General features: G+C 73.0%; 8 protein-coding genes and 1 pseudogene. 4 read left to right on the forward strand and 5 right to left on the reverse strand.

Going from position 1 to position 21,715, the window contains the following annotated elements; genetic code table 11:
- Positions 1-4,058, forward strand: a 4,058-nt coding sequence (locus tag BGM09_RS15990; RefSeq protein WP_188282264.1) for an FtsK/SpoIIIE domain-containing protein, incomplete at its 5' end; no start/stop codon positions are given.
- 60 nt (positions 4,059-4,118) lie between these two features.
- Here the strand turns inward: BGM09_RS15990 and BGM09_RS15995 are convergent.
- Both BGM09_RS15995 and BGM09_RS16000 read right to left on the reverse strand, forming a co-directional pair.
- Complete coding sequence (locus BGM09_RS15995; protein ID WP_188282265.1) at positions 4,119-4,427, reverse strand: WXG100 family type VII secretion target; 309 nt, start codon at positions 4,425-4,427, stop codon at positions 4,119-4,121.
- Positions 4,428-4,451: 24 nt separating this feature from the next.
- Complete coding sequence (locus BGM09_RS16000; RefSeq protein ID WP_188282266.1) at positions 4,452-5,354, reverse strand: hypothetical protein; 903 nt, start codon at positions 5,352-5,354, stop codon at positions 4,452-4,454.
- Between the two features lie 203 nt (positions 5,355-5,557).
- Here BGM09_RS16000 and BGM09_RS16005 point away from each other — a divergent pair, with 203 nt between their 5' ends.
- From BGM09_RS16005 to BGM09_RS38860, 3 genes are all read left to right on the forward strand, one after another.
- Entirely contained in the window at positions 5,558-13,378 is a 7,821-nt protein-coding gene (locus BGM09_RS16005) for a putative T7SS-secreted protein (protein WP_188282267.1), read from the forward strand.
- Positions 13,378-16,065: a right-handed parallel beta-helix repeat-containing protein gene (locus BGM09_RS16010; protein WP_188282268.1), complete on the forward strand. Its 2,688-nt coding sequence runs from the start codon at positions 13,378-13,380 to the stop codon at positions 16,063-16,065. Before BGM09_RS16005 ends, BGM09_RS16010 begins: the two co-directional genes overlap by 1 nt.
- Before the next feature lie 69 nt (positions 16,066-16,134).
- Positions 16,135-17,067: an RICIN domain-containing protein gene (locus tag BGM09_RS38860; protein WP_188282269.1), complete on the forward strand. Its 933-nt coding sequence runs from the start codon at positions 16,135-16,137 to the stop codon at positions 17,065-17,067.
- Between the two features lie 85 nt (positions 17,068-17,152).
- On the opposite strand, the gene BGM09_RS16020 is transcribed toward BGM09_RS38860, so the two are convergent.
- The 3 genes and pseudogenes from BGM09_RS16020 to BGM09_RS16030 form a co-directional block, all read right to left on the reverse strand.
- Complete coding sequence (locus BGM09_RS16020) at positions 17,153-18,154, reverse strand: glycosyltransferase family 2 protein (protein ID WP_188282270.1); 1,002 nt, start codon at positions 18,152-18,154, stop codon at positions 17,153-17,155.
- A complete protein-coding gene (locus BGM09_RS16025) occupies positions 18,151-20,847 on the reverse strand; it encodes a YfhO family protein (RefSeq protein WP_188282271.1) in 2,697 nt (898 codons plus the stop codon). Before BGM09_RS16025 ends, BGM09_RS16020 begins: the two co-directional genes overlap by 4 nt.
- Positions 20,848-20,962: 115 nt before the next feature.
- A pseudogene (locus BGM09_RS16030) lies at positions 20,963-21,715 on the reverse strand (transferase); the annotation flags it as partial.

Genomic DNA, 21,715 nt, shown 5'->3' on the forward strand with positions numbered 1-21,715 from the left:
GGAAAGCGGCGCGCGGACCGGCCGCCGATCCCCGTACCGTCGCGGCCCGTACGCCCGCGCAGGCCGACACCGCCGCCCGCCGCGAGGCCGACCACCGCACCGCGTGGCCGGTGGACGTCGACCTCGCCGTCGGCACGACGCTCCTGCGCATGGTCGCCCCGGTGGAGGCGGACGCCGCGGTCGCCGACTCCGCCGACGGCATCGGCATCGACTTCAACCGGCCGCCGCGCATCGCGCCGCACCTGGACGCCGAGTCGCTGCGCCTGCCGTCCCCGCCGGGACAGCGCATCCGCGTGCCGTTCCCACTGCTGATGATGTTCGCGCCGGTCGTGCTCGGCCTGGTCATGGTCGGCATCTTCCACTCGTACTTCTACCTGGTGTTCATCCTCTTCACGCCGCTGATGGCGATCTCCAACTGGGTGATGGGCCGCCGCAACAACCACAAGACGCACGTGGAGACGCGCCGCCGCTACCGGGCCCGCCGCCGCGTGGTGGAGCGGGAGATCCGCGCGGCCGTCGTACGCGAGCGCTGGGTGCGCTGCGACACCGGACCCGACCCGGCGGCCCTCGGCCTGATCGCCACCGGGCCCGGCAGCCGCCTGTGGGAACGCCGCCGCCGCGACCCCGACCACCTCGTCCTGCGGGTCGGCACCGTCGACATGCCGTCGGTGAAGGCGATCGAGGACCCGGCGCAGGACGAGAACCACCGCACCGTGCGCTGGAATCTGCCCGACATCCCGATCGGCGTGGAGATCACCGAACTCGGCGTCGTCGGCGTCGCGGGCACCGCCGCGCCCGTCCAGGCGCTGGCCCGTTGGTGCGTGGCCCAGTCCGCGGTCCTGCACAGCCCTCGCGACCTGCGGATCGTCGTGCTCACCGAGCCGTCCCGCGCGCAGGAGTGGGGCTGGGTGCGGTGGCTGCCGCACCTGCGGCCGTACGCGCCCAACGGCCCGGTCGTGGCCATCGGCAACGACCCGGAGAGCGTCGCCAACCGCGTCTCGGAACTGGTCTCGCAGATCCAGGCACGGCAGCGGGCACTCGGCTCGTCCATCGGGCGCGCGATGTTCACCGCGCCCGACATCCTCGTGATCGCCGACAGCGCACGGCAGTTGCGCGACGTGCCGGGCATGGTGCAGATCCTCACCGAGGGTCCGCCGGTCCGCGTCTTCAGCCTCTGCCTCGACGAGCGGGAACGGCTGCTGCCCGAGGAGTGCGGCGCCGTCGTCACCGTCTCGGGCACCGATCTGACGGTCCGCAGGACCGGGCTGCCCGAAGTCACCGGCGTACGGCCCGACCTGGTCGCCTCCGCCTGGTGCGAGCGGGTGGCCAGGGCGCTCGCACCGCTGCGCGACGTCAGCCCGGACAACGACAGCGGACTGCCCGACGAGGTACGGCTGCTGGACCTGCTCGGCCAGGAACCGCCGGACGCGCAGGCGCTGGTGGACCGCTGGAGCAGGCGCCCGGCGACCACTGCCTTCGTGCTGGGCACCGGATACGACGGGCCGATGTCGCTGGATCTGGTACGCGACGGGCCGCACGGTCTGGTCGCCGGGACCACCGGATCCGGCAAGTCCGAACTGCTCCAGTCCTTCGTCGCCTCCCTCGCCGCGGGCAACCGCCCCGACGAACTCACCTTCGTGCTGGTCGACTACAAGGGCGGCAGCGCCTTCCGCGAGTGCGCCAACCTGCCGCACACCCTCGGCATGGTCACCGACCTCGACGCGCACCTCGTCCAGCGCGCCCTGGACTCGCTCGCCGCCGAACTGCGGCGCAGGGAAAGGATCCTGGCCGAGCACGACGCCAAGGACCACCCCGAGTACCGGGCCAAGCGCGCCGCCGCCGCGGCCTCCGCGACCGACCCCCAACTCCCGCCGCTGCCGAGGCTGTTGCTGGTCATCGACGAATTCGCCACGCTGGTGCGCGAGGTGCCGGACTTTGTCACCGGGCTGATCAGCATCGCCCAGCGCGGCCGGTCGCTCGGCATCCACCTCATCCTCGCCACGCAGCGCCCGGCGGGCGCGGTCACCGCGGACATCAAGGCCAACACCAACCTGCGGATCGCGCTGCGCGTCACCGACATGGTCGAGAGCCAGGACATCATCGACACCGGCGACGCCGTGCACATCTCGCCGAGCACTCCGGGACGCGCGCTGGTCCGCTACGGGCACCGCTCGGCCGTGCCGTTCCAGTCCGCGTGGGTCGGCGCGGAACGCCCCGTGGAGGAGAGCGAGGACCCGGAAGGCGGGCCGCGTCCCGCGCCCGCCCGCCCCAAGGTCCACGCCGCCGAACTGTCCTGGACCCGCCTCGGCCGCCCCGCCGCCCCGCCCACCGACGACGACACCCCCCAGGAGCAGGGGCCGCTCGCGCCCACCGACCTCCAGGTCCTGGTGGCGGCGCTGCGCGAGGCCGCCGGCCTGCTCGACGACTACGAGCCGCAGCCCAGCCCGTGGCTGCCCGCCCTGGAGCCGAAGGTCCTGCTGGAGGAGCTGCCCGCGGTCGAACGCCCCGGCGCCACCGGCATGAAGACGCTCCCGCCGCCGTTCCCGTACGCCCTGGAGGACATCCCGCAGCTCCAGGAGCGCCGGGTCGCCACCGTGGACCTGGCCACCTTCGGGCACCTCTACGTGATCGGCGCCCCGCGCTCGGGCCGCACCCAGGCACTGCGCACCATCGCGGGTTCCGCCGCGCGCACCGCCCGCCTCAGCGACCTGCACATCTACGGGATCGACGCGGCGGGCGGCGGACTGGCCGCCGTGGCCGCGCTTCCGCACTGCGGAGCCGTGGTGTCCCGGCACGACTTCGAACATCTGGAGCGCCTGCTCGGCCGCCTGATACGGGAGTTGACGAGTCGTCAGGAAGCGTGTTCGGCGCGGAGCTGCTCCGGGCTCAACGAACTGCGCGAACTGCTGCCGGAGTCGGAGCGGCCCGCGCACATCCTGCTGCTCGTGGACGGCTGGGACGCGCTGTCCCCGCTGATCGACGACTACGACAACGGACGGCTGCTCGGCGACATCACCCGCCTGCTGCGCGAGGGCGCGGCGGCCGGCATCCACGTCGTCGCCACCTCGGAACGCTCCCTGATCGCGGGCCGGATCGCCGCCCACAACGACCACAAGCTGCTGCTGCGGCAGGCCGACCGCAGCGACTACAACCTCATCGGCATGCTGCCCAGCCAGGTCCCCGCGTCCGTCCCCGACGGCCGTGGCTGGCACATCGTCAGCCGCACCGAGACGCAGATCGCGCTCCTCGGCGCCGACGACAGCGGCCAGGGCCAGGTCGAGGCGCTGCGCGCGATCGGCGCCGCCGCCACCCGGCGCGCGGTGAACGTACCCGACGACCGGCGTCCGTTCCCGGTCGCCCCGCTGCCCGCGGTGGCCGACTTCTCCGAGGTGTACGAGAAGGTGCCCGCCGACCTGCGCCGCCCGATGTGGGGCCTGCTGGGCGTCGGCGGCGACGGCGCGGGCGCGGTCGGCGTGGACTTCGCGCAGGGCGCGCCGTCCTTCCTCGTCGCCGGGCCGCCCGGCTCGGGGCGCAGCAACACCCTTGCCTGCCTCGCCGTTTCACTGCTCGCGGGCGGCACCTCGCTGGTGGTGCTGACCCCGCGCGAGTCGCCGCTGCGGGCGCTCGCCCGGCACCCGCAGGTCCGGCTGCTGACCGAGCCGGACCCGTCCGCCGACGCGGTGCGCGAGGCGCTGGAAGCGACGGCGGGACCGCGCGTGGTCATCGTGGACGACGCCGACCTGGTCGCGATGGGCGGCGCGGAGAAGATCCTCAAGGACATCGTGGTCTCCGGAAGGGAACGCGGCATCGGCCTGCTCGCCGCCGGTCCCGCCGACTCCCTCTCACTGGGCCTGGGCAGTTGGCTCACCGCCGCCAAGCGGTCCCGGCGCGGCCTGGTCCTCGCGCCGCGCAACATGTCCGACGGCGACCTGATCGGCGCCCGGCTGTCCATCAGCGCCGTCCGGTCGCACGCCCGCGCGGGCCGGGCCTGGACCTCGGGCCCCGGCGGCACGGCGCTCACCGTGCAGGTCCCGGTCACCACGCTCAAGACGTCCTGAACACACGAGCGCCGGGCTCCCGTACCAACGAGGAGCCCGGCGACCGTGTATGACGGACCGTCAGCCGTTGGCGGCGTCGCGGATCTTCTTCGCCAGGTCGGCGTCGTTGTCGGCCATCGACTGCTTGATGCCGCGGAACTGCTCCGCGAAGTCCTTGATGCCCTTCACCGCGAGCAGCAGGCTGGAGTTGAACTTCTCGTACGACTCCTTCAGCGCCGCGCTGGACTGCTCGAAGACCATGCCGTCGTCCAGCAGGTTGTTCACGTCGGTGCGGAGCTGGTTGAGCATCGGGACGATGTTCTCGTTGGCGGTGTCCAGCTTGGACGAAGTGGTCTCGATCTTCTCGTAGTCGAGGGAGATGTTGGGCATCGCGGGTGTGCTCCTCGCAGGTCGTTAATAAGCGATGTAGTCGTAACTGGGGTCGGGTTCTTCCTCGCTGTCCACCACGCCGTCGCCGTCCTCGTCGCCGACGAGCTTCCACTCCGCGCCCGCACCGGTGCGCGTGTAGTCGCTCTCCTTGCCGTCACCGTCGGTCACGGCCATGGTGCCGCTGCCGTCCTCGTTGATGTGGACGTCGGAGTGCGCCTTGCTGCCGTCGGCGTAGACGGTGTCCGTGATGTACGACCGGTGGTCGTCCTGGTACGTGGTGGTCGAGGTGTACGTCTGACCCGCACCGGTGGTGACGGTGGTCTTCTCCGTGACGACGTTGTAGTCGTCGTCCAGGGTCAGTTGGGTGTGTACGGTGCCGCCGTCCGCGGTGGTCAGCGTCTTGTCGGTGGGCGGCCCGCCGGGGTCGGTGGGCTCGGGCCCCGGGTCGGACGCCGAGCAGTACGCCGGGGCGGTCTCGCCCGGCGCGACCTCGCAGGAGTCCGGATTCGCCTGGTACTGCTCCCACAGGTCGTGGTCCTTGACCCACTGGTCGTGGCCCAGCCACGCCTTGTGCTTGCCGATCCAGTCGCTCAGGCCCATGTCGGCGCTCATGATGCCCGCGCCCTCGGCGATCTGCGCGTCCATGTTGAAGAAGCCGTCGGCCACCGCGCCGAAGGTGTCGCCGAGTTGCCGCAGATCGTCCTCGGCCTTCTCCATCGGGTGCTTGGAGCGGTAGTACAACGTGCTGAAGGCGGCGGTGAGCTGGGCGTCGCCGAACACGTCCTGCGCGTCGCCCGAGTCGTCGTTGCCGAGCGTGGCGTAGTCGCTGTTCTTGAGCGTCGGCCCGATCTTGTCGGCCAGCTCGTGCAGGTCGTTACGGGCGGTGTGTAGAACGGTGTAGTCGAGCGCGAAGTCGACCAATGCCATCTCCTCCTTACGGGCGCGGGGGGCCGCCGGGGTCACCGGAACCAACCGGTCCGACATGTTCACGTACCAGCGGTCCCCGCGGTTCACCCAGGTCCGGGACGTGGATGAAGGGACTTCCCGCAGTGAACCGCCGGGGCTCCTCGTACGTGAGACATGCGGCAGAACTTCGCGGCACACGGCGGTACGGCAGGAGAGGACCCGGAATGCCACGCCCCACGGACTGGGACGCGCTCGGTGTGAGCGGCGACCCCACGCCCGGCGACCCGGTGCGGATCCACACCGTGGCGACCTCGATCGGCGACCTGGGCAGGACCGCCCGGGAGATCGACACCGCGATGGAGACGGTGCTCAACAAGACCGGGCCGGAGGCGTTCTCGGGCGAGACCGCCGAGGCCCTGCGGGACCAGATCAGCGGGCGGCTGCGCGGCTTCGTACAGAGCATCGCCGAGGCGTTCGAGTGGTCGAGCACCGCCCTGACGACGTACGCGGATGCCATGTCGACCGCGCAGAGCAAGGCGGACGCGGCGCTCGACCAGGGGCGAGGGCTGGCCAAGGACGACCCGAATCTGGAGACGCTGGCGAGCACCGCGCGCGACGCGGGCCAGACGCAGAAGGACGCGGCGGGCGCCGCCACCACCACGCTGCGCAAGGCGTCGGGCAACATCAAGTCGCCGGTGTCCGGCTGCGCGGAGTTCTGGGAGATCTTCCAGTGGATCGCCATCGCGCTGATCCTGCCCGCGCTGATCTTCGGCGGTCCGATCGCGCTGGTCGCGATGGCGGTCAACCTCACCATCTTCATCAAGACCGCGGTGGACTTCGCGCAGGGCAAGGTCGGCGCGCTCGACCTGTTCCTGTCCGCGCTCGGCATGATCGCGCCGACCACCCGCGCCGTGCCGATCTTCTCGCTGATCGCGAAGGGCTTCAAACTCGGCTGGCAGGCCATCAAGGCGGGCGGCATCGCCACCCTGACCTTCCTCAAGGACATGATGACCGGCATCGCCAAGCCGTTCGTCGCGCTGCCCTCGTTCAGTGAACTCGCCCACATCACCGGGAGTTGGACCAAGGCGGGCGGCCTGTGGCTGTCGGGCGTCGGCAAGGGAATCGGCCAGCTCGGCGCCAACGCCTTCAAGGTCGGCTCGCTCACCGTCCTCACCGGCATCAAGGGAATTCCCGCCTTCTTCAAGGGAGTTCCGGAATTCGTCACGAATTTCGGCAAGGGCAGCGCGACGTTCTTCAAGAACGAGTTCGGCGGCGCGAAGTGGCTGCGGGTGTTCCTGCCCGCCGAGGGCGACGAGATCGGGAAGTTCGGCGTCTTCGGCGCCATGAAGATCGCGCTCGTCGACCGCGGTGTGTTCGGCAAGTTCAAGTACGGCGCGGCGGACATCGTACGGCCCGGCGTGCAGGCCGTCGGCAGCGGCGTCAGCCACCTGCCGACGCCGGAGTTCAGCGGCGCGGGACACTCGGCGCCCGGCCTGTTCATCCCCGATCCGCCCAAGCTCAGCCTCGACCTCGGGCCAAAGTTCAGCGACTCGATCACCTTCAGCTTCCAGGCGATCATGGGCAAGGACGCGCTGCTCGACACCCCGATCACCGAACTGTCCTCGATGCACCTGGGCGAGTGGGCGAACGTCACGCACACCCCGACCGGGATCACGTTCGACGTCGGCGCCGGGGTGCACGCGCTGCCGCCGCCCGCCGCCGCCATCCTGGCTCCGCCGCCGCCGATCCACATCAGCACGATCAGCCCGACCGGCGTGCACGCCCAGGCCGGCGCGCCCTCCTTCTACGTGCCGGGCATCGGCACCAACGCGATGCCCAGCCACATCGTCACCCAGGCCACCGACCTGGTCGTGCAGCCGCAGACCGTGGTCTCCTCGATCGGGGTCCCGCACATCACCCCGGCGGCCGTCGTGACGACCCCGCCCGCCGGTACCGTGCACGCCTTCACTCCGACCACCCCGGTGACCAGCGCCCATCTGACGAACCCGGCCGCGGTGATCGCCGCCCCGCCGCCCGCCTCGGCCGTCAACGTCCATGTGAACGTGGCGGGCGCGGTCTCGATGCCGCCGCCCGCCGCCACCGCCGGTTTCGCCCACACGGTGCCCGCGCCCGCCCTGCCGCACCTGGCCGCCAACAGCGCGGTGAACTTCCACGCGGCGACCGTGCCGGTCACCGGGCACGTCCCCGCCACCTTCACCGGCGGCGTCACCCACGTGGTCACCGACATCCACACCGGCGGCTCCTTCAACGCGCTCGACCTGCTGCACACCCCGAACCCGGTCGCCGTCCACGCCCTGGCGCCGACCCCCAACGCGCTGATCACCGGCACCGCCGCGAGCATCGCCAACAGCCACACGATGGCGACGCTCGCCCAGCACATCTCGGTGGACCTCGGCCCGGTCCACACCGTCGGGCACACCGCGAGCGACCTCACCCCGCCGCCGACCACCGCGCTGACCGCGACCCCGCCGCCCGCGTCGGTCGTCTCCGTCCCGCCGCCCGCGAGTATCACCCACATGCCGCCGCCCGCCACCGTCGCCGCGGTCCCGCCGCCCGCCGCCGCGCTCTCCGTACCCACGCCGGGAGCGGCCACGCACCTGCCGCCGCCCGCAGCGGTCGCCCAGGTCCCGCCGCCCGCCGCCGTCACCCACATGCCGCCGCCCGTGGCCGTCACCCACATGCCGGGTACGCCCGCGGTGACGACCTTCGACCTCGGCGGTACGGGCGCGGGGGCGGGCAAGGGCAAGGCACCCGAGGTGTTCACCGGGAACGGGAACGGTGCCGTGGGAGTGGAACTGCCGCCCGCGCACCGCTTCGACGCCGCGATGGACCTGCTCGACAACGGCTCCTTCGGCCGCCCCTCGCCGCTGCCGCACGCCGCTGGGGGACACGGCACGGACGGTCCGGCCTTCGCGGGGACGGCGGTGCCGGGACTCGGCGACAAGGCGTTCGCGGGCACCCCCGCGCGCATCCCGGAACCGGCACACGTGCCGCAACCCGCAGCCCCGCACACGCCGGGCGACGTACGGCTCGGCGGACCGCCGCCGCGGCTGACCGCCAAGGAACTGGACCAGGCGTGGTCGGCCGACAGCGAGCGGATCGGCGCGCTGTTCGGCCCGGCGACCGACCCGTCACGGCCGCTGCGCTTCGACGCCTGGGGCGACTTCGTCCTGGCACGCCACGACCTCGGCCGCCTCGAACAGCACCTGGACGACCTGCGCGCGATGCCCGGCGGACCCTCCAGCGGCGAGTCCCACGCCGTCACCGAGATCACGACCCAACTCGCCTCCGCTCAGCAGCAGTTCAATGTCGCGGTACGCGGCCTGCGCGAGCACGGCATCAACCCGGCCGCGATGGAACAGCACATCACCGACCTCAACCTCCAGTCCCTGCGCGACCGGCCCCGGCTCCTCGGCGGCGCCGTGCCGCCGCCCGTCATCCGGGTCGAGGGCGCCGAAGGCGGGCGTCTCATCGAGGAGTTGGTGCCGCTGAGCGGCCCGACGGGCCTGCCGCACGGCCTCGGTGTCAGCATCGGCTACCACGTCAACGGTGTGGACATCAGGCTCCTCGACGGCGCGGGCAACGACCTCACCGCCACCACCCACCAGGTCGTCCAGGTCAACGGCGGCGGACTGTCCGTCCACGACGTGAACACCGGCATCCGGCAGACCTTCGACTCGCACGGCTCACTGCGCGCCGAGACCGTGCCCGTGCACGGCCCGCACGCACCGCTCGGCACCGGCATCCAGGTCACCTTCGACCAGACGGGCGCGGCCACCCATCACCTGGTGACCGGCGGCGCGGTCGACGCGGGCGCCACCGTCACCCGACTGCCCGTACCCGGCGACGGCTTCCGCGTCGACCGGGCCGCCACCCCCGGTACCGCCGCCACGTACCAGCTCTTCGACTCGCGCGGCCTGCACCTCGCGGACGGCCACGGGCTGCAAACGACCACGGGGGCACTGCACTTCGTGGAATTCCCCGCACCGGGGCGGGGCGGCGGCGCGCACCTCTTCGACGCCAACGGCACACCCGTGCACGGCTTCACACCGGTCCGCGAGACCGACGCGACCGGCGCCACCCTGGCGATCCGCATCGACCAGAACGGCGCGGACGGCGCCTTCGTCCGGCACGACTTCACCGGCGGCCGGGCCACCGAGACCGGCACCCCGCTGCGGCTGCCCGGCGGCGCGGCGGACGGACGGCTCGTGGTGCGCCCGGTGGGCGGCGGCGCCCCGCACATCGAACTGGCCGGCGGTGTCCGGCCCGGCGGCGTCCAGGTCTTCGACCACGCGGGAGGCGGCCTGCGCGTCGAGCGGCCCGGCGGGGCGGGTCAGGCCATGACGTACCAGCGCTTTGGCCCCGACCACGTGCTGGCCGGGGAGGGCCGCCAACTCCTGGGCGCGGACGGCAATCCGAGCGGCGCGGTGGACTTCCCCGCGGGCGGCGGCGCGGCCCAGCACCTGGACGGGGCCTGGCAGCCGGTCGGGAACCACGCGGTACGCGTCGACCTCGACCCGGTCACCGGCAACCCGACCACGATCCGCGTCACCGACACCGGCCGCGGCGACTACTGGACGCACGACCACGCGGGCGGCCACCTCGGCGACCACGCCGTGATGCTGCACGGCCCCGGGGGCGCGCCCCTGCACGAATTCGGCGTCACCCGCTATCCGGCGCCCGGCACCATGGGCGCCGCCCAGCGGCTCGCGATCGACGCCAACGGCGTACCGCTGCCGCACTTCGCGCCGCACGGCGACGGCTGGCGCGTCACGGACGGTACGGCGGGCGTACGCGGCGGCGAGTACCGGCAGTTCGGCGCGGACGGCGGCATCCACCAGCAGGCGGTCAACGTCACGCGCGACGGCGTCCGCGTACCGGGACAGCAGTTCGTCCTCACCTTCACGCCGAACGCGAGGACCTGGCAGCTCATGGACACCGTCGCGAACGCCCCCTTCACGGGCGCCGGGCGCGGCCTGCTGCACTCCGGGACGGTCGACGTGGCCACCGACGCGGGCCACGTCAAGCTGGTCGCCAAGCCCGGCAAGAGCGTCGTGGAGATCTTCGAACGCCGGCCGCTGGCGACCGGCGGCTTCCTCGACTCCCTCCGCCGTACCGACGCGAGCGGCTTCGGCAGGCTCTCCGGCCAGAACACCCGCTGGACGCACACGGACGGGGCGGGCAACGTCACCAACTGGGGCCTGCGCAACGTCGGGACGATGGACGGCAAGGCGTGGCGGGGCATCGACCACAAGGGCGTCCTCGTGCACGAATTCCGCCAGGGCATCGACGGCGGCGGCGTCCTCGGCCTGCGCAACACCGCCGGTGACGGCTGGACATGGGCCCGCTACGACCAGAATCACAGCTTCGTGCTCGGCGGCACGCGCACCATGGACGCCGACGGCGGCTGGACCGACCGGCTCTGGCACGACGGCCAGGACGTCGTCATCCAGCGCCAGTGGGGCCCCGCGCACCTGCCGCAGTCGCACGCCAACCACTACCGCGAGGCCGTGCTCGACCCGGCCAACGGGCACCTGCCCAAGACGGTCACCATCGACCCCAACGGGGTCAATTCGACGAAGGGGTTGTGGAAGGAGCAGTCGGAGCACGGCAAGCCGGCCGGCGCCCTGGAGAAGCTGCCGGACAACCAACTCCTGGAAGTCCAGCGCTGGTCCGAGCAGCGCCCGCCGCAGTGGGTCCGCAAGCACCTCATCGGCATCGGCGACGCCGTGTGGGACACGCACGGCTTCCTCAAGGGCGACACCCGCTTCCAGATGTCCAAGTGGACCAGGACGGATCTGGCGACCGGCGCCGAGACACACGGCTTCCGCTTCACCGCCATGAACGACAACGTGCTGGACATCGCGGCGGACGGCACCTTGACGCGCGGCACGTTCAAGCTGGAGCACGGCAACACTCTCACCGTCGGCGACTCCGTCACGCTGCCCGCGGGCGTCGCCCCGGTCGCCCACCGCATGCCGTGGACCGAGGGGGCGGGGAAGCTCTCCGGCTACCGGATCGAGACGCCAGGCGCCCCCGGCGGCCGGATCTGGGAGGACCACTTCAAGGTCGACCACAACGGGGCCTTCACCGGCGGCGACTGGTACGGCGCGGACGCCGCCCCGACCCGGGTGGCGCGCGCGGGCCACGCGGACGGCACCGTCGTGGAATTCCAGCCGGTCCCGGCGGCCGGGACCGTCCTGGACGGCGGCCCTGGCGTGCGGGCAGGCGCCTTCGAGGGCAACGGCGGCGCGGCCCTGACCAAGAACGTGCACGGCGCGCCCATCGGCGACGTACGGAGCTGGCCGGGCGCCGACCTGCGGCCGGGACAGAACCACGGCCCGACGACCGTCACCACCACCGCGCCGCGCTCCCGGCACTGGGACTGGTCCGGCTACAACGGCCGTACCGACAGCCGCCATTGGGCCTGGGACGGACTCGACGGCGCGGGCAACCGCACCACCGGCTTCACCGAGTTCGGCCGCGGCTTCGACGGCGCCACAGCGTTCGACGACTCCTTCCGCGCGTATCTGCGCACCGACAACGGCCCGGTGGCGATCCGCGGCCGGGACATGCTCGGCGGCGGCGAGCACGTGGACTCCTGGCGCGTCACCAACCCCGACGGCAGCCACCAGTGGCGCTGGGCGAAGTACGACACGTTCGGCAACGCCGTGGACTTCCACGGCGCCGGCACCCGCCAGTGGTGGAATCCGCGCGCGGGCGGCGCCGGCGCGTACGTGGACGACTGGTTCACCGGCGCCCGGTCCTTCCGCGACCAGGTCGACCTCGGCGGCGGCGCCGCGCCGGTCACCGTCCGCGAAGTGCCCACCACCAGCACCACGGGACGCGTCCGCGAGTACCTGCCCGACGGCGCCCGCCTCGGCCCCGGCGCCGCCAACCCGGTCGACCTCAACGTGTGGAAGGAGTTCGACCACAACGCGGCCGTCGTGGAGAGCAAGGTCGTCGGCAACAACCAGGTGCTTACCACCGACGCCTGGCGCGGCCAGTGGGTACGGCACGACGGCAACGGCGTCATCCACGCCCAGGGCTCCGACAGCGGCTACATCTTCGAGGCGGACACCTTCGGACGCCTCCAACTCACTGGACGCGGCGTCGACTTCCGCGGCCCGGCGGCCGAACTGCGCGGCTGGGGAAGGCGACTGCGCGAACCCAACCGCATGCAGTGGAAGACCGACCTCAGCGGAATGGACATCTCCCGGATCGGCGACGGCCTCTACCAGCCGCAGTGGAAGCTGGTCATGGAGAAGGCCGCCATCGAACTCTTCCAGGAATTCGTCCTGGAGTTCACCGCGAATCTCGCTGTCAACGCGATCGTCGCGGACATCCAGAACAGGCCGTTCTCCGGGAAGGACGCGCTCAAGGCGTTCGCGAACGCGAGCGTCAGCGCGGGCATCAAGACCGCCGTCGGCAGCCTCGTCCACGACAACAAGATCAGCGGGTTGCAGCGCACCGGCGACTGGCGCAACGGCCTGGCCAACACCGACAGCGGAAAGCCCTGGTACCGCAAGCCGATGAACCACGACAAGCACTGGTCCAACGAGTGGGCGGGCAACGAGGCGCCCACCCGCTGGCGCGGCGGCATGTACGACTTCGGCTACAACGTGGGCACCTCCACGCTCGCCGGCTGGGTCAACGGCAGCATGAACGCCTCGGTGTTCGGCGTCACCGACGCCAACGGCAACACGGTCTACCTCAGCGGCGGAGCCGCGGCCCTGGACGGCCTGATCAACGCCGTCTCCGGCATGACCGGCGCGGTCAGCGTCGGCGCCATGAAGAACCTGTTCATCATGGGCGGCGGCAGCCGGCTCTTCCACCGGCAGGGCTTCGCCGAGTTCTTCATCCAGTTCGGCTGGAAGCTCCCCGAGAAGGTCTTCACCTCCCAGCTCACCAACTGGTACCGCGACAGCATCAACCCCTGGTGGTACCAGGGCGGTTACGGCGGCACCGGCGCCGCCGACACCGGCACCGGCACCTCCGACACCAGCGGGGAGCCGCAGCCGTGATGACCGACCGTACGACCACGCAGACCGTCCATGTCGCCGCCAGGGGGCGCGGTGCCCACCGTACGATCGCCGCCGCCGTACGCGCCGCCCGGCCCGGCGCGACGGTCCTGGTGGAGCCCGGCGAGTACCGGGAGTCGCTGACCGTGGACCGGCCGGTGGTGCTGCGCGCCGAACACGGCGCGGGCAGCGTCACGCTGTACCCGGCGGCCGGGGGAACGCCCGCGCTGACCGTGGCCGACGCGCACTGCGCGGTCCACGGATTCACCCTGCGCGGCGCCGACCCCGCACAGGCGGCGGTCCGCGTGACCGACGGCTCGACGCTGGCGCTGCACGACTGCGTGGTCCTCGGCGGCCGGGTCGAGGTGACGGGCACGGACACCGACGACGGCTCCCAAGGAACCGGCGGAGCAGGGGAGTTGGGTCTCCCCGACCCCGACGGCCTGGACTTCGACGCCGACCCCGACCCCGATCTGGCCCCGACCCGCGACCCGGGACCCGCGCTGCTCCTGCTGCGCTGCCGGATCGCGGGCGCGGGCGGCGCTGGCCTGCACCTGTCGGGCACCGCCCGCGCCCGCGCCGACGACCTGCGGGTCGAGGCCGTCGACGGCACCGCGGTCGTCCTGTCCGGCGTCGCCCGGCTCTCCGCCGAGCGGCTGCGCGTACGCGACTGCACCGGCACGGGCCTGCGGATCCGCGGCCGGGCCGCCGCCGCACTGGTGGACTGCGCGCTGGAAGGCACCGGCGGCAGCGCACTGCTCGTCGAGGACGAGGCGGCGCTCGTCGCGGGCGACACCCGCGTCACCGGCGCGGGCGCGGTCGGCATCCGCGTCACCGGCTCCGCCACCGCCGAGATCGCCGACTGCCGGATCACCGGCTCCGTCACCAGCGGTCTCGTCGCCCAGGACGCCGCGCGGCTGGCCGCCACCGGCTGCGCGGTCACCGACTCCCGCGCCAACGGCCTGCTGGTCCTCGGCACCGCCACGGCCCGCCTCGCCGACTGCGCGATCTCCGGCACCGGCTACAGCGCCGTCCACCTCGCCGACGCCGCCAGGGCCGCCCTGCTCGACTGCCGGATACGCGACAGCGCCGAGCACGGACTGCACGCCGTCGGCACCGCGCACGCCGACCTCACCGAATGCGGCCTGTCCCGTATCGCCATGACCGGCCTGCACATCGCGGAGACCGCGACGCTGACCGCCCGCGGCTGCCGCCTCACCGACACCGCCACCGGAGTGCACGCCGTGTCCGCCGCGGGCACGGAACTGGAGCACTGCACGGTGCTGCGCGCCGCGAAGACCGGCGTCGAGGTCGGCGCGGGCGGCGGCGTACGGCTCTCCCACGTCCGCGTCGTCGCCGCGGGAGCCGCCGGGATCGTGGTCGACTCCGGCGGCGCCGCGCGGGTCGACGGCGGCTCCGTCGAAGGCAGCGCCGGTTCCGCGATCGTCGTGTGGACCGGGGCTTTCCCCGAGGTCAGCGGGGTCTTCATCGACGCGCCCGCGAAGAACGGCATCTACCTCGCCGAGGACGCGGGCGGCACCTTCACCTCCTGCGAGGTCGCGGGCGCGGGCTTCCCCGCCCTCCATGTGGCGCGCGGCGCGGCCCCGGTCTTCCGCCGCTGCCGGGTCCGCGACTGCGCCGAGGATCTGGGCCAGGACGAGGGAGCGCGGCCCGCCTTCGAGGACTGCGTCTCCTACGACGTACGGCGGCCGACGATTCCGCGGCTCGGCGGGGGAGCGGCGGGCCGGGCCACCGGACTGCCCGCGTCGCCGTCCGCGACGGGCCTGCCCGGCACTCCCGGTGACGACGGGTCGGACCCGGACGCGCCGGAGGAGGATCTGGACGACCTGCTCGCCGAACTCCACTCGCTGGTCGGCCTCGACGGCGTCAAGGGCGACGTGGGCTCGCTGGTCAAGCTGATGCAGACGGTACGGCGACGGCAGGAGGCCGGGCTGCCCGCGCCTCCGCTCAGCCGCCACCTGGTCTTCGCGGGCAACCCCGGCACCGGCAAGACCACCGTCGCCCGGCTCTACGGCCGTCTGCTCAAGGCGCTCGGCCTGCTGCGCCGCGGCCACCTGATCGAGGTCGACCGCAGCGCGCTGGTCGGAGAGTACGTCGGCCACACCGGGCCGCGTACCACCGCCGCCTTCCAACAGGCCCTGGGCGGCGTGCTGTTCATCGACGAGGCGTACGCGCTGTCGCCGCTGCACAGCGGCAACGACTTCGGCACCGAGGCCGTCTCGACGCTCGTCAAGCTCATGGAGGACCACCGCGACGACATCGTGGTGATCGCCGCGGGCTACCCCACCGAGATGGACCGCTTCGTCTCCTCCAACCCCGGCCTGTCCTCCCGCTTCAGCCGCACCCTGCACTTCGTGGACTACGACGCGGCCGAACTCGTCTCGATCGTGGAGCACCAGGCGGCCGAGCACCGCTACGAACTCACCGAGAAGGCCCGCGCGGAACTGAGCGGCTTCTTCGACCGGATGCCGCGCGGCGAGGGCTTCGGCAACGGCCGCTCCGCGCGCCAGGTGTTCCAGGAAATGACGGAACGTCAGGCGCAACGGGTCGCCGAACTGGCCGATCCGCGCGCCGAGGACCTGGTCGCCCTCGAAGCCGACGACCTGCCGCCGCAGCCCGTGGCCCTGCCCGCCGCACCCGCCGTCGCCCGGCCCGTCCTGAGGCTCTGAGGAGTCTCTGAGATCCCGGCCCCGAGCGATCACCCCGCCCCCGCGCCCGACATCCCCCCGGAGACCCCCGTGCCGACGCCCGACCTCCCGCCGCCCGCCCCGGACAAGCCCGCGTCCGCGCCGCCGCCCGCCGCCTCGAACTTCTCCGCCACCTTCGCCGAGCACGCCTCCGTACCCCGCCGCGGCCTGGTGCCCGGCGTGCGCGTGTGGGGCACGATCGGCGGCGCCGCGGCGGTGACGGCCGTCTGCGTGCTCGTCGTCCCGCTGCTCGGCGCCCTCGGCGGCGACAACGGCGGGGACGGCGGCCGTACGTCGGACACCGTGGTCGCCGCCGCGCGGACCGAGTCGCCGAGCGCGACACCGTCGGACACCGCCACCACCCCCGAGGCGACGGTGACCACGACGAGCCCGCCGCCGACGACCAAGGCGCCCGCGGCCAAGCACGCCGCCGCCCCGCCCGCCGGGACCTCCGGCGGGTCGGGTGGTTCGGGCGGCTCGGGAGGATCAGGGGGTGGCGCCCCGCGCGCCCAGGCCACGAAGAAGGCCACGAGCCCGGCGACCCGGCAGACCGCGAAGGCGCCGGCGAAGGCGCCCAAGGCCGCCGCGCCGCCCGCCCCCGCCAGGGTCGGCGACTTCCTGGTCAGCGGCGGGTCGGGCAAGTGCCTGAACGCCTCGGCCGGTTCCGACGGCACCCACCTGCAACTGTGGACCTGCAACGGCAACGTCAACGAGCAGTGGGCGTTCGCCTCCGACGGCACGATCCGCAGCAAGGGCCTGTGCATGGACGCCGCTTGGGGCAGCACGGACGACGGGACGGTCGTCCAGATCGCCTATTGCAGTGGCAATCCGGCGCAGCAGTTCACGCTGACCGGCGGTGTGCTCCGCGGCGACCAGTCGGGCCTGTGCGTCGACGTGTGGATGGCCGCGACCTCCGACGGCACTCCGGTCAAGCTCCATCCGTGCAACGGCGGCAGCAACCAGGCGTGGCGGCGCAAGAGCTGACGGGCGATCGGCCCGAATTCCGGGGCCGCGCTGCCGTGCGGTCGCGGCGGCAGCGGGGGCCGCGGCACGACAGGGTGATACACCGTCAGATCACCCTGCCGTGCCGGAGCTCCCGCTGCCGCTGGTGCCGGAGGCCGTCCAGCGCTTCCGGCGTCCGCGCCGACGGATGGTGGGCCTCCTTGACCAGGAAGTGCGGGCGGCGCTTGGTCTCGTAGTAGATCCGGCCGATGTACTCGCCGATCAGGCCGAGCATCACCATCTGGACGCCGCCCAGGCCCACGATGATGGCGACCAGGGTGACATAGCCGGGCGCGTCGACCCCCGAGACCAGCGCGTCCACCGTGACCCAGGCCGCGTAGAGGCCGCCGAGCCCCGCGAGCGTGACGCCGAGCCAGATCGCCAGCCGCAGCGGGCGGTTGTTGAACGAGATCAGGCCGTCCATGCCGTAGTTCAGCAGCGCGCCGAACCGCCACTTCGTACTGCCCGCCTCGCGTGCGGCGTTGCGGTAGTCGAAGGTGACGGTGTCGAAACCGACCCAGGAGAACAGGCCCTTGGAGAAGCGGTTGTTCTCGGGCAGCGACAGCAGGGCGTCCACCACGGGCCGGGACAGCAGCCGGAAGTCGCCCACGCCGTCGGTGAGTTCGACGTCCACCCAACGGTTGACCGCCCGGTAGTAGAAGCGGCTCAGGGCGGTGCGCAGCGCCTTGTCGCCCTCCCGGCCGCGCCGGGCGACGACCTGGTCGTGGCCGAGGCTGTACAGGTCGAGCATCCGCCCGATCAGCTCGGGCGGGTGCTGGAGGTCGGCGTCCATGATGACCACCGCGTCGCCGTCCGCCTCCCGCAGCCCGGCGAGCATCGCCGCCTCCTTGCCGAAGTTGCGGCTGAAGGACACATACCGGGTGGTGTCCGGGTGCCGGTCGGCCAGCGCCCGCAGCCGGGCGAGCGTGCCGTCCGCGCTGCCGTCGTCCACGTAACAGATCTCGTACTCGATCGGGAGGTCGCCGAGCACGGCCCGGGTCTGTGCGTCGAAGCGGTCGATGACCGCCTCCTCGTCGTAACAGGGCACGACGACCGAGAGCTTCGTCATGCGCGCCTCCCGAGGCGGCGGAGACCGGGGCCGGTTCTCCGGAGCGCGGGCTCGTCCAACAGGCCGTCCCGCACGAGACGTTGGGGGAGGAGCCGCCGCGTGAGGGTGCGTCCGGCGGTCGCCGAAGAGCCGTTCCGCCCGGAGCGGTCGCGGAACCGGCCGCCGACGCCGACCGCGAGCAGTACGGCCAGGGCGAGGCCGGAGGCCGGGAGCCCGGCGTTCAGACCGGGCGTGCGGAACGAGCAGGAGACCCGCGAACCGCCGCCCAGATCCACGGCGATGAGGCCGCCGAGCGTACGGGGGACTGCCGGGGCTCCGCCGTCGACCGAGCAGCGCCAGCCGGTGACGGCGGGTACGGCGAGGACCGCGGTGCCGTGGCTGCCCCGGCGGAAGGTGGCCGCGATCGTGTGGCCGCCCGCCGTAACCTCGACCGGCCCGGTGGCCCGCAGCTTCGCGACCGCCTGCCGCAGCGCGCCCTGGTCGAGGCAGCCGACCGGGAACCGCGGGATGTCCTGCGCGGTGGTGGTGCCCAGTGCCAGCCGGATCCGGCCGCTCGCGGGCACGGCGCCGAGCGGAATGATCCCGTTGGCGGCCTGGTCGTGGACGCCGACCGCCCGGTACGCCGCGCCGTTCGCGCGGACGGGGCCGGAGAACCAGGGCGCGTACAGATACGCGGGGGCGCCCGGCGCGCACGTCGCGGTGAACGACGTCCAGGCCGCGGCCTTGGCGTTGCCCGGCAGCCGCCAGGTGCCGTTCGGCTCGGGCGTGGGCCGGGGTCCGGAGGCGGGGGAGAGCTGTGGCACGCGGTAGACCCGGGCGCCGAGCACGCGCTGCTGCCGGGCGAAGACCGAGGTGTCGCGGGCGGCGCCGTCGAAGGCCGCGCCGGGCCTGAGGGTGACGACCGGGGGAGCGGGCGCGGTGTGCTGGGCGACGGCGCTCGGCGCGCCGGGCACCGTGCCGAGGGAACTGCTCACCCCCATGATCGCCCGGCCCACCGGGTCGTTGAGACCGTAGATATGACGGCCCCTCATGGTCCAGGCGGAGCCGAGGGCTTGGAGGGTGCTCGCGGTCCGCGCGGGCAGATAGCTGCTGTAGTACGAGCCGCCCTCGCCGCCGAGCAGCAGCGGGTCGTTGTCGGTGTACTGGTGCGGACCGGGGTCGGTGCGGGTCTCGGGCCAGTCGTCCCGCGCGCCGACCGCGGCGTGCGCGGTCAGCGACGCGGCGCTGACCGTCTCCCTCGGCGTCCACCAGGGGTTGTTGTCCCTGATCACGCTGATCGAGAAGACGCTGTAGGCGGTGGCGAGGAAGACCGAGCAGGTCAGAGCGGCGAACACGCCGATACGTACCCGGCGGTCGGTCCGGTGGCGGGCGAGCAGCAGCAGAAGGCCGAGGACGAGGGCGCTGTCGCTGAGGATCAGGATCCACTCGCCGCGCGTGAAGTAGTGACCGCCGCTGATCACGGCGAGCAGGACCGCCAACGCGGCCCCGCCCGCGAGCAGTTCACGCGGGAGCGGCCTGCGGGAGAGCGCCAGCCAGGCGACCGCCACCAGCATGGACGTCAGCGCGATGGCGGCGCGGTAGGGGCTGCCGTTGGGCATGGCCAGTCCGTGCCACAGCAGGACCGTCGGCTTCCAGATGTACGACAGGGCCACCAGGACCAACAGCCCGGTCCAGACCGCGCGTTCGCGGCCCGGCACCCGCCGCATGAAGGGGAAGGCGAGCACGAGCAGCAGCGGCAGCAGTCCGACGGAGATCCGCGGGGCGGACGGGTAGAGGCCGCCGGGCAGCAGGTGCGCGAGGTAGTCGAGGGCGGCGGGCGGCGTGTAGTCCTGGGGCCCGGCGGGCTGGGACGCCTTGCTGGCGGTGTAACTCACCGTCAGCACGGGCGCGGCCAGCAGCAGGCCGGTCGCGGTCGCCGCCGCGCCGCGCAACAGCGCGCGCCAACGGTCGCGTACCGGACGGGAGTCGAGCAGCAGGCGGGCGCCGAGGACCAGACCCATGCCGAGGGTCGCCATGGCCGCGGTGTAGAAGTTGGCCGCCCAGCACAGGGCGATCACAAGCGTCGCGGGCACCCAACGGCGGCCGTGCAGGCACCAGTCGTACGCGATGCCGAGCAGCGGGAAGGACGACAGGCCCCACATCCACATCGGGTCGCCGAAGCCGTCCGAGACCGTCCAGGTGCTCACCGCGTAGCCGACCGCGAGCAGCGCGCGCAGCCACGGCGAGCCCGGCCGCAGCCTGCCGAGGTAGACCGTCATCAGGGCCGCGCCGAGTCCGATGCTGAGCACCGTGGCCGTGAAGACGGCCGCGTTGACGGCGTCGCGCGGGAAGAGGCCGACCAGCCAGGAGAACGGGTTCATCAGATACGTGAAGAAGTCGGCGAGGAAGGGGACGCCGTATCCGCTGCCCCAGTTGACGATCAGGTCGCCGGTGGCGCGGCCGTGCATCAGGTCCCACAAGTGGGCGTGGTACGGCACGAATTGGTTGCCGAGGTCGTTGACGGCCCGCGATCTCGGGCCGAACGGATACGTCCCGTGCACGGCCAGCGCCAGGCAGTAGGAGCCCATGGAGACGGCCGCCGCGAGCAGCGCCGCCAGCGGTGTCGCGGCGGCCCGGGGCGCCGGGCGGCGCGGCGGGCCGGCAGGCGGCGCCGCTGCGGGTGTGTCGATGGTCGCGGAGGAGGTGGTCAGCACCGTGTCTCGCTTGCTCGTATGCCTCGGATCGTCTCCTGGCGCATCCTACTACGTTCTTTGTAGTAGATCTCGACATCGCGCCGCTTCGCCGTCCTCCGGCGCCGTCCGCCGGAGTTCATACCGCTGACGCCGCCGTACGGGTCCGGCTCCGCAGCCGTCTCAGTGCCACGTCGAAGGCCCCGCGCGCACCTGGCGCCAGGCGCAGCGCCAGCGAACCGCCCGCCGTCCGGTACGCCTGGATCAGCGCGACGCCGTACCGCCCGCAGGGGGTGACCGTGCGGCGCAGCCCGGAGTCCTGCGCGCGCGGTGCGAGCGGGGCCGTCACCGTGCCGTCGGCGTACCGCAGCCGCACCCGTACGTCCCAGGTCTGGGTCCCGCGACAGCCCGCGGCGGCGAGCCGGCCCACGTCGAGCGGGACGCTGGCGCGCCAGCGACCGCACTCGTCGTACGCCGTGGCCGTGGTGGTGACGGTGGGTTCCGCGCTGTTCCGGGCGATGACGTCGACCTCCACCGCGATGGGGCCGCCGACCGCGGCGAGGCGGCCGTACAGATCGCGGATCCGCAGCCGCAGTCTCCCGTGGCGGCCGGTGAACAGCGTGCCGTCCACCGTCAACGGCAGTGCGTCGAGCGGGAGTCGGCCGAGCCCGTCGAGCCTGACGTCGCGCAGGCCGTCCGACCAGACGGGACCGGCCGACGTCCGCGCGTACGGCGGGGCCAGCCTGGCCGGGTCCGCCGCGAGCTGCGCGAGCCGGGCCAGGTCGCGCGGGGCGTCGCAGGCCAGCACCACCGCGGCGATCCAGCGGGCGGGGGCCGCCGCCGCGGCCCGCTCGGCGTCGGTGAAGGAGGCCAGGTGGGCGCGGGCCAGTTT

It is taken from the genome of Streptomyces sp. CBMA29, assembly GCF_014596445.1.
Classification (GTDB): Bacteria; Actinomycetota; Actinomycetes; order Streptomycetales; family Streptomycetaceae; genus Actinacidiphila.